At 62.6% G+C, this 6,801-nt stretch carries 6 protein-coding genes and 1 pseudogene; 3 read left to right on the top strand and 4 right to left on the bottom strand.

Annotated features, from left to right (window positions below; genetic code table 11):
- Nucleotides 1–114, bottom strand: a pseudogene (locus Q0331_RS07770) (transcriptional regulator NrdR); the annotation flags it as partial.
- Nucleotides 115–913: 799 nt separating this feature from the next.
- Here Q0331_RS07770 and lexA point away from each other — a divergent pair.
- Both lexA and Q0331_RS07760 read left to right on the top strand, forming a co-directional pair.
- Complete coding sequence (lexA, locus tag Q0331_RS07765; RefSeq protein ID WP_298075823.1) at nucleotides 914–1,714, top strand: transcriptional repressor LexA; 801 nt, start codon at nucleotides 914–916, stop codon at nucleotides 1,712–1,714.
- A 63-nt stretch (nucleotides 1,715–1,777) separates the two neighbouring features.
- On the top strand, nucleotides 1,778–2,575 hold the full coding sequence (locus Q0331_RS07760; RefSeq protein WP_298075822.1) for a DeoR/GlpR family DNA-binding transcription regulator: 798 nt from the start codon (nucleotides 1,778–1,780) through the stop codon (nucleotides 2,573–2,575).
- A gap of 13 nt (nucleotides 2,576–2,588) precedes the next feature.
- Here the strand turns inward: Q0331_RS07760 and hflX are convergent, their stop codons facing one another.
- On the bottom strand, nucleotides 2,589–4,043 hold the full coding sequence (hflX, locus tag Q0331_RS07755) for a GTPase HflX (RefSeq protein WP_298075821.1): 1,455 nt from the start codon (nucleotides 4,041–4,043) through the stop codon (nucleotides 2,589–2,591).
- 68 nt (nucleotides 4,044–4,111) lie between these two features.
- Here hflX and Q0331_RS07750 point away from each other — a divergent pair, with 68 nt between their 5' ends.
- Entirely contained in the window at nucleotides 4,112–4,891 is a 780-nt protein-coding gene (locus tag Q0331_RS07750; protein WP_298075820.1) for a hypothetical protein, read from the top strand.
- Here the strand turns inward: Q0331_RS07750 and dapF are convergent.
- Both dapF and miaA read right to left on the bottom strand, forming a co-directional pair.
- Nucleotides 4,888–5,754, bottom strand: coding sequence for a diaminopimelate epimerase (dapF, locus tag Q0331_RS07745; RefSeq protein WP_298075819.1), 867 nt, complete (start codon nucleotides 5,752–5,754; stop codon nucleotides 4,888–4,890). The genes Q0331_RS07750 and dapF overlap by 4 nt on opposite strands.
- Before the next feature lie 34 nt (nucleotides 5,755–5,788).
- Nucleotides 5,789–6,721, bottom strand: a complete 933-nt coding sequence (gene miaA / locus Q0331_RS07740; RefSeq protein WP_298075818.1) for a tRNA (adenosine(37)-N6)-dimethylallyltransferase MiaA — start codon at nucleotides 6,719–6,721, stop codon at nucleotides 5,789–5,791.
- Nucleotides 6,722–6,801: the final 80 nt, after the last annotated feature.

Genomic DNA, 6,801 nt, shown 5'->3' with positions numbered 1-6,801 from the left:
GAAACGAGTCTGACACTCGCTGCACTCACGACGACGGCGAATGGATACGCCCATTTCGATGGAGCGCGAGTCGACTACGCGGGAAGATTCAGAACTGCAAGAGGGGCACAACACGCCCCCAAGCTTAGTCCTTCACCTCAACGGGACAGAAGCTACAGACCTGGTCGCCATCTAATGGAGCCTCCTTAAGGGATAAGCATGGGCGCGAGACCGACTAGTGCGGACATTGCCCCCAAGGACACCATGGTCGCACCCGGAGAGTGAACCACGCGATCCACCCGCGCCCGAATCGCCTCGATACGGCTCGGCCGCACTTCGAACACCCTTTCGTTAGCGCCCGAAATCCGCGCAGCCCTCTCCCTGGATATCGAACGGGATACCGGCGCCGTAGGGTAGCCGTAGGTGTTCGATTTACGCTCCTCACTCACCTGACCCCAATCCGGCTTGAGTACCCGTAGCTTACGCAGCGGCGCTACCCGATCGCGGCGCGTCACCCGGGCGCGCGTTACAGAAGAACGGAAGGTCGCAGACTGGCGAGACGTTGCAGGGCGTACGGTCGAGGTGGTCATCTACTTACTCCTTGGTGTATTGGCGGCATATCAGCAGCGCATCGGCACCACCTTCGAGGCGGTGCACAAAACTTGCTTCGCTGCGATTCACAGTGAACCATCCGCGCCAGACAGGTTGTGAATATTTAATAGAACACTAGATCAGGTGTTCTAATTTCAATCCCGTTCAGAAATTTAGCACGCCTGTTCGAACGTGTCTAGCGGAATTTCAACTTTTTCGAACACATAGACTAGAAATTCCTTTTTGATCGGGTAAAGTCGGTTGGGACAGTTAAAGCGAACAGCTAGCGAGCAGCTACTGCCCAGTACCGAATCAACGCCGAATACCGAGTGAGGTAGATCCCGTGAGCACCGACGATTCCACCGATAGCCCCGCACCGCGTCCGCGGCTTGGCCGCCCGCCGAAGTCGGAAGCCGACAAGCGTGCGGAGAAGCAGGCCCAGAAGGACGGCCAGAAGCCTGCCTTGAGCACCCGTCAGCGCCGCATTCTGGAGGTCATTAAGGATTCGACGGTTATCCGTGGCTATCCACCGAGCATCCGCGAGATTGCGGACGCAGTGGGGCTGCACTCTACGTCCTCCGTCTCCTACCACCTCACCCAGCTCGAGAAGCGCGGCTACCTTCGCCGTGATGGCAAGCGCCCCCGCGCCGTCGACGTGCGGGCTTTCGACGGAGGCCAGCTGGGCAACGAGGGCACGAAGAACAACGCCAGCAAGCCCAAGGCCAACGTCCCGGCTCCGGTGCCGGCCGCTGACGGCGAGATCATGCCGGAGGCAACCTATGTTCCGGTCGTCGGCCAGATCGCTGCCGGCGCCCCGATCCTCGCGGAGCAGAACGTTGAGGCGCACTTCCCCCTCCCCCAGGAGCTCGTGGGCAACGGCGAGCTCTTCCTGCTCCAAGTCGTGGGCGAGTCAATGCACGATGCAGGCATTTTCAACGGCGACTGGGTAGTCGTGCGCTCGCAGTCTGTCGCCGAGTTCGGCGACTTCGTGGCCGCAATGATCGACGGCGAGGCCACGGTCAAGGAGTTCCAAAAGGATTCCGACGGCCTGTGGCTAATCCCCCACAACCCGCTGTTCGAACCCATTGCCGCCGAGGAAGCGACAATCCTCGGCAAGGTAGCCGCGGTTCTGCGCAAGATCTAGGTTCCCCCCCCCATTGGTTCTGACGCCGCCGTTTCCAGCCCGCAAGCAACTAAAATGACGCTTATGGAATCAGCAGAACGGCGGCGTCAGATACTCTCCCTCACCGCAATTCACGGCAGGGTAACTGTGAATGAATTGGCGGAGAAGTTCGGCGTCACCGCAGAAACAATTCGCCGCGACCTAGCGATCCTCGACGACGGCGGCGAGCTCTTCCGCGTCCACGGCGGCGCCGTGCCCGTACAGAACTTCCGTACGGACTTCACCACGCTCGCTACCAGGTCGAAGGCCGCCCTCGGGGCCAAGCGCGCAATCGCCCGGGCAGCGGTGCAGCTGCTGCCACCCTCGGGAACCATCTTCATCGACGCGGGCACCACCACGGGCGTGTTCGCCGAAGCAATCGCGGAAGCCAACGCTTCTAACGACCCGAAGCGCATGGCGCCGAAGCTGAACATCGTCACGAACTCGTTGTTTATCGCCACTACCCTGGCAGAATCCTCGCGCTGCGATGTGCAGCTGATCGGCGGGCACGTCCGGGCGGCCTCCCAGGCCGTCGTCGGCGACCTAGCCACCCGCGCCCTGGGCGTATTGCATGCGGACGTGTCCTTCATCGGCACCAACGCGCTCACCATCGACCACGGTCTTTCTACTCCTGACGCCCAAGAGGGGGCCATCAAGCGCGCAATGGTGGCCAACTCCGACTCGGTAGTCGCCCTGTGTGATTCCACCAAGTTCGGCCTCGACTACCTCGTGAGCTTCGCCAGCATCGATGACATCGCTGCCATCGTCACCGACCGCGGCGCCCCCGAGCCCTACGTCAACGAACTAAGAAACTTAGGCATCGACGTCACCTTCGCTGACTAGCTCCGCAGACTAGTTACTCGGTGACGACAAACTCCTCCAGCTCGGCCGCGACCACCTTCGGCAGCCGGACGTCCAGCTTGGTTCCGTCCGCGTCGTAATCCTCCGCAATCACCGTCCCCAGCTCATGAACCTTGGCCACCACATCGCCGCGGTCAAAAGGAACGTGCAGGGTCACGTGAGAATCCAGCGAGTTGAGGAACAACTCCAGCTGGGCCTCCAATTCCGGAATACCCTCCCCTGTCTTCGCGGACACATACACGGCATCCGGAATGCGGTGCCGCAGCTCCGCCAGCACCAGTGGGTCAGCTGCGTCGATCTTGTTGATCACCAAGATTTCCGGCGGCGCCTCCTGTCCGGATTCCTCCACAATCCCACCGATCACGGTGTTCACTGCCTTGATCTGTTCCAGAGGGAACGGGTCCGAACCGTCCACGACGTGCAGTACCACGTCGGCGGCCAGGACTTCCTCCAGAGTGGAGCGGAACGCCTCCACCAGCTGCGTGGGCAGGTGGCGGACGAAGCCCACCGTGTCGCTGAACACTACCTTTCGACCGTCCGCGAGGCTCGCGCGACGCGTCGTCGGATCCAGGGTGGCGAACAGGGCATCCTCAACCAGCACACCCGCACCCGTCAGTGCGTTAATCAGCGAGGACTTGCCCGCGTTCGTGTATCCCGCAATCGCGATCTGGGCGATGGCCGAGGCGTCACGCCGCTCGCGTTTCACCTCGCGGGAGGTCTTCATCGCCGCGATTTCCTTGCGGAGCTTCGCCATGTCGGAACGCAGGCGACGGCGATCCGCCTCGATCTTCGTCTCACCAGGTCCACGCAGGCCCACACCGCCGTTGGATCCCGCGCGACCGCCCGCCTGCCGCGACAGCGCGCTACCCCAACCGCGCACACGGGTGATGAGGTACTCCATCTGCGCTAGCGATACCTGCGCCTTGCCCTCCTTGGACTTGGCATGCTGGGCGAAGATATCCAGAATCAGCATGGTTCGGTCGATCACCTTAACGTCCAGCGCCTTTTCCAACGCGATCATCTGGCCCGGGCTCAGCTCGCCGTCGCAGACCACCGTATCGGCGCCGGTTTCCTGCACCACGGACTTCAGCTCCTCGACCTTGCCGCGGCCGATGTAAGTGCCTGAATCCGGCTTGTCGCGCCGCTGGTAGAGCATCTCCGCCACTTCGGACCCTGCGGTTTCGGCTAGGGCTCGCAGTTCCTCCAGGCTCGCCTCCACCTGCGCGATCGTCCCGGTGGTCCACACGCCGACCAGCACGACCTTCTCCAGCCTCAGCTTGCGGTACTCAACGTCGTAGCCGTCGGACTGCTCATCCGTGTAGGTGCTTACTCCGCGGGACAGCCGTCGGAGGCTCGAGCGCTCCTCCAGATCGAGTTCGCCGACCGTGGGCGCCACGTGCGAATCATAAAGGTGTGTCGTGTGTTCGGTTTTGTCCGTCTTTTCCGTCATTACGCTCTATTTTTACCTGTCAGGGACGGTAAATAGGAAATTTGGTGCGGCGGACTAGAGTGGTGGGCATGATTCCTGAACTCCGCAGCATTGGTATGGATTTCCCCAAGTGGCAGCAGGCCCTCGAGGCCGCCTACGGCTCCGGCAACTTGGGAGTGTCGGGTGAGGTTCGCGGCGGCCAGGTTCTGCAGTTCGACGACCCCTCGGGCGCCCGCATGGTCGTGCTTGCCGTCGAGCCCTTCGGCTCCTTCGCCAGCTACACCGGTGGAGTGCCCGCCACGGCGCACCTGTCGATGCTGAACGACATCATCGGCGTGCTCGACGTTGTGGACGATAGCCCCATGCTGCAGATCTCCGGTCAGCAGGCCCCGACGATCGCTTCCCTCACCGCCACCATCGCTCAAGGCCCTTTGCTTGTGGACGCCCCCTCGCTGGAGTACCACCAGTTCCACATTGGGGCTCTGGCCAATTCCGTGCGCGTGTACGGGGACTCGACTGAGTTCGCCAAGAATGGCGGACTGAAGGTCGGCGTGGTGGATTCGAGCGGTTTGCGGGACATCAACTCCCCGGCCACTGCCCCGCATGCCACCGCGGAGATCGCGGTGGATGCCTCGGGCTGGTCCCGCAAGGTCAACGCTCTGACGGGGCAGAAATTCTGGACCGCGACAGTGACCTCCCCCTTCGAGTTCACGGTGGTTCTTCCCGAGGACGCGGTCGACGAGGAGCTCGCGCAGTCTGATGCCCCGCTGATCGTGGCCGGTACCGTGCAGTTCACCGCCAGCACCGTGGACTCCGCTGGCTGCGGCGGCGCCTGCGGCTCCGGCAGCTGCGGCTGCGGGGGTCACTAAAGCACAGTCTGGCCCCAGGCCACGATCGCCGAGGGGCCGCGGAGCACCGAGCCTTCCTCGGAGATCGCCACCTGCACGGCTCCCCCTGGAACGTGCACGGTGACGGTGCCTGTGGCCAGTTCGGCGTCAGCAAGGGCAGAAACAGCGGCGGCGACGGTACCGGTGCCGCAAGAGCGAGTTTCCCCCACACCGCGCTCGTGGACGCGCATGTGCACCGCGTCCGCATCGTCCAGAGGCGTGAGAACCTCCAGGTTCACCCCTGCCGGGAAGAACTCAGGATCGAACTGCACCTGCTGGTCGATCGGCAGCTTCCGAAGTTCCCGCGCCGTGAGGTTGGGCACCACCGCGGCTAGGTGCGGGTTGCCCATATCCACGCCTAGCCCCGCGACCTTCATGTCGCCCACCTGTGCGGTAGAAACACCCAGCACTTCCGGGGCGCCCATCTCCACGCTCACGATCGCGTGCTCTTGATTTTCTCCACTGATGTCGTGGACCTCCACCAGCTTGCGGCCCGCCCGGGTTCCAATGCCGAATTGTTCGCCAGCGCTGACCTTCCCTTGTCGGTAGAGCACATGGGCGAAGACACGCACTCCGTTGCCGCACATCTCGGCCAGGGAGCCGTCGGCGTTGCGGTAGTCCATGAACCATTCCTGACCGTGCACGCCCGCGGGAAGCTCGGCCAGAACGCCCGCGTTCAACAGTGCATCACCGGTGGCGATGCGAATCACGCCGTCGCCGCCGATCCCGGCCCGCCGGTCTGCAAGGTGTCGCACGCGATCCTCAGTGAGGTTCACCTGGGTCGCCTCGTCCATCAGGATAACGAAGTCGTTCTCCGTGCCGTGGGCCTTGATGAATTCGATCATGCGGAACACTTCCCTTGTTTACTAATGGCCTTGCTTACTGCTGGCTGCCAATCCCCAGTGCTTCCGTTGCGGCACGGACCGGGTCGGGCGAGTTGGCGTCAATCCAAATAATGCGCTTATCCCTGCGGAACCAGGAACGCTGCCGTCGAGCATAGCGACGGGTGCCGGTGATGGTGCGGTCCACGGCTTCTTCAAAGGTGAGCTCGCCCGCGAAAAAGTCCAGCACCTGTGCGTATCCGATAGCCTGGCCGGCGGTGGACTCGCGGACCAGCCCATCGGCAACCAGGGCACGTACTTCCTCCACCAGGCCTTGGTCGAACATCTGGCGCACGCGCAGCTCGATGCGGGGGTTCAGCCACTCGGCGGGCGCGTTAAGTCCCAGCAAACGCATGTTCCAGCGGGGCGTGGAATTCTTCGGCGGTTGTGAGGCCGCGAAAGGCTTGCCGGTCAGCTCTATGACTTCGAGGGCGCGAACGGTACGGCGCGGGTCATTGTCCTCGATAATGCGCGCGGCCTCGGGATCGATCGTCGCCAGGTGCTCGTGCAAGGCGGCCACCCCACGGACGTCGAGCTCGCGCTGCCACTTCTCGCGCACCATCGGGTCCGTGGGCGGAAAGTCCCATTCGTCCACCAGTGCCTGGATGTACATCATGGAACCGCCGACGATGATGGGCGTCTTGCCCCTGGAAAAAATCTTTTCCACCGTCTCGATCGTCCCCGCGCGGTACTCCGCTACACTTGCGGGCTTGGTAACCGGCCAAATATCCAGCTGGTGGTGCGGGATCCCCTGCCTCTCTTCTGGCGGAACTTTTGCCGTTCCAATATCCATGCCACGGTACAGCTGCATGGAATCAATGTTCACCACCTCGCCGTCCAGCCGCTTGGCCAGCTCCAGGGAGATCGCCGTCTTGCCGGAGGCGGTGGGACCAACGACTGCGATCGGTCGGATCTCAGTGGAAGAACTCATGGAAACCCAGTCTAGCGGTGCGGCTGGTGTAATAATTACTTCATTGCCCTATACGAGGCTAGAAGGCTAGAAGGCGTATA

It is taken from the genome of uncultured Corynebacterium sp. (assembly GCF_937999985.1).
Taxonomy (GTDB): Bacteria; Actinomycetota; Actinomycetes; order Mycobacteriales; family Mycobacteriaceae; genus Corynebacterium.
Note: the sequence above shows the minus strand (reverse complement) of the source record. Positions and strands in the feature narration are given on the sequence as shown.

Coding starts and splice junctions, on each gene's coding strand:
- Q0331_RS07760 (WP_298075822.1), top strand. CDS start 1,778: ATGGAATCAGCAGAACGGCGGCGTCAGATACTCTCCCTCACCGCAATT.
- hflX (WP_298075821.1), bottom strand. CDS start 4,043: ATGACGGAAAAGACGGACAAAACCGAACACACGACACACCTTTATGAT.
- Q0331_RS07750 (WP_298075820.1), top strand. CDS start 4,112: ATGATTCCTGAACTCCGCAGCATTGGTATGGATTTCCCCAAGTGGCAG.
- dapF (WP_298075819.1), bottom strand. CDS start 5,754: ATGATCGAATTCATCAAGGCCCACGGCACGGAGAACGACTTCGTTATC.
- miaA (WP_298075818.1), bottom strand. CDS start 6,721: ATGAGTTCTTCCACTGAGATCCGACCGATCGCAGTCGTTGGTCCCACC.